This window comes from uncultured Campylobacter sp. (genome assembly GCF_937997405.1).
Classification (GTDB): domain Bacteria; phylum Campylobacterota; class Campylobacteria; order Campylobacterales; family Campylobacteraceae; genus Campylobacter_B.
Genome location: NZ_CALKTL010000089.1, coordinates 1 through 2,669 on the forward strand (window position 1 = coordinate 1; position 2,669 = coordinate 2,669).

Annotated in this window: 2 protein-coding genes; one reads left to right on the plus strand and one right to left on the minus strand. The window is 52.4% G+C overall.

What is annotated here, in order from left to right:
• A partial coding sequence (gene nrdD, locus Q0372_RS05115) for an anaerobic ribonucleoside-triphosphate reductase (RefSeq protein WP_298103389.1) occupies positions 1-395 on the plus strand: 395 nt, incomplete at its 5' end.
• Between the two features lie 828 nt (positions 396-1,223).
• On the opposite strand, the gene purH is transcribed toward nrdD, so the two are convergent.
• The coding region (gene purH / locus Q0372_RS05120) for a bifunctional phosphoribosylaminoimidazolecarboxamide formyltransferase/IMP cyclohydrolase (RefSeq protein ID WP_298103391.1) at positions 1,224-2,669 on the minus strand (1,446 nt) is incomplete at its 5' end.

Below are 2,669 nucleotides of genomic sequence, written 5' to 3' on the forward strand. Positions count from 1 at the left end.
TATCTGAAAATGCAAATAAAGATGCAAAAACTATTTCTGTTCAAAGAGATTTACTAGCAGGAATTTCTTCAAGAGACTACTACTTGAATAAAATAATTCCTGAACATATAAAGTTAGCACATATAAAAGGTGAAATTCATTTACATGACCTAGACTATCTTCTTTTTAGAGAAACAAACTGTGAGCTTGTAAATATAGAAGCTATGCTAAGAGGTGGTTGTAATATAGGTAATGCTAAAATGCTTGAGCCTGATTTAGCGCCTTTGCGAGTTTTACGACGCGACCAAATTCTACCGCGCGCGCTTTGCGAGGACACGGACTGCTCGCGAGACGGAAGCTTTGCGCTGCGCCCGCTACTCTACTACGCGATTAAATTTTATCTACGCACCGCTTAGGTTGCGGCACGGCGTCCATCCGCTTGCCGCACGATTAAAATTTATCTACGAGCGCGCCAATCGCGACGAGGCGCCGCCTTAAAAATTTATACTCCGCTCCGTATCTGCTGCGAAACGGCGCCGAAATTTCAACGCAAAATAGGCGCCATGAAATTTTCGCGCCGCGAGATAAAATTTTTGCGCCGCTATACGACGGCGAGGCGCGAACCCATCCGCTGCATGCGCGATTAAATTTTAAATTTTGCGTTGCGGCCGCTAGATAAAATTTTCGCGACCATTCAGGAGCGGCGGATGATTAAATTTAGATTGCGCCGCACCGCTACGAAGCGGTATGTCGCGTAGCTAAACCCGCGCCGCGAAGTAGTATAAAGAAGCGCGAACAGTCGGATTCGCACTGCCTCTGCCACGTAGCGGAGTATAGCCATTTATATCGCGCGCCTTGTAATAGAGGCAGCCAGGTCCGCACCGCGTTGGCGCGTAACAAAGCACCATGCATTGGATCCGCGCCGCGCCACTACAAAACGATATACCGTGCAGCTAAACCATCGCCGCACAACCGTATGGCAAAGCGCAAGTAGTCCGATTCGATCACGCCCAGCGCGTATCGGAGCGCAGTCAAATTTACATCGCGTACGGCTGTGTAGCGGAGATAGCCCGATCCGCACCGCGCTGGCGCGTAACAAAGCACTGTGCATTAGACCCACACCGCGCCCGCTACGCAGCGAGCAACGAGATCAGCCCCTACGACGCGGTTTTCAAGATTTGCAACGGCATAAAAAGTTACGAAGCCAGCACAATAAATCCGCCCGCGCCGCAGGCGAGCAAAATTTAGTGCAAAAAGTGGCGAACTCCCGTAAAATACATCGCCATGCCGAACTCGTCGGCGCTTGCGATCACCTCATCGTCGCGGATGCTAGCGCCGGGCTGCACGACCGCCGCGACGCCCGCAGCATGGGCGATCTCGATGCTATCTTTAAACGGGAAAAACGCCTCGCTGGCAAGCGCGCAGCCGCGCAGATCAACGCCCACGTCGCGAGCCTTCGCTACTGCCGCACGTGCAGCGTCCACGCGGCTCGTCATACCCATGCCGATCGCAACCATCGCGCGATTTTTGACGTAAACCACGCAGTTGCTCTTCGTAAGTGCGGCGATCTGCCACGCGATTTTTAGATCGTCAAGCTCGCTCTGGCTCGCCGCGCGCCCCGTGACGCAGCGGGCGTTTGCGACCTCGCCAGCGCCTACGTAGTCGCGCTGCTGATACACAAAGCCGCCGTCAATGAATTTAAAATCGTATTTGTCGTTTTCGCGAATTAAAAACTCCCCGCCCTGCTCGAAAATTTTAATACGCTTTTTCTTTTCAAATACCGCAAGCGCCGCGGGCGTGACGCGAGCGGCGAGGATAACTTCGACAAAAATTTCATTGATCTTATGCGCTAGCTCCTCGTCCAAAACACCGTTTATCGCCACGACGCCGCCGTATGCGCTTACGGGGTCGCATTTTAGCGCCTCGGTGTAGCTTTCAAGCAGGCTTCCCTTCACGGCAAAGCCGCATGGATTGGCGTGCTTGCAGATCGCTACCGCAGGCGCCTTGCCGAAGCTGCTAGCGAGCATCAGTGCGCCGTGCATATCGGTCATATTGTTAAAGCTCGCCTCGCCCTTTAGGCTCTTAAAGTGCTTGCTAAAAAAGTCCTCGAACTCGTACAGCGCGCCCTTTTGGTGCGGATTTTCGCCATAGCGGGTATCGAATACTTTGCTACCCGTGATAAATTTTTTCGCGCCGAAGCCGCCGTTAAAGCGCTCATTCATATAGTTTGCGATCATCGCGTCGTAGGCTGCGGTGTGCTCGTAAGCTTTTATCATTAAATTTTGCCTAAATTTCAGCTTCTCGCTCTCGTCCGCGCCGCTTAAATTTTGCAAAACCGCGTCGTAATCAAGCGGGCTAGTAACGACATAGACGCTTGCGAAATTCTTAGCCGCGCTTCGAACCATCGCAGGTCCGCCGATGTCGATGTTTTCGATGATCTCTGAAAAATCGTCGGTGCGGGCTACGGTCGCTTTAAAAGGATATAAATTTACGCACACGAGATCGATACCGCCGATGTCGTGCTGCGCGGCTTGGCTTACGTGATTTGCGTCGTTTCGCTTATACAAAATTCCGCCGTGGATCTTTGGATGTAGGGTCTTAACCCGCCCCTCAAACATCTCGGGCGAGCCCGTGTACTCGCTAACCTCGAGCGCCGAGGCGCCGTTTTCGCGCAAAAGCTTAAACGTACC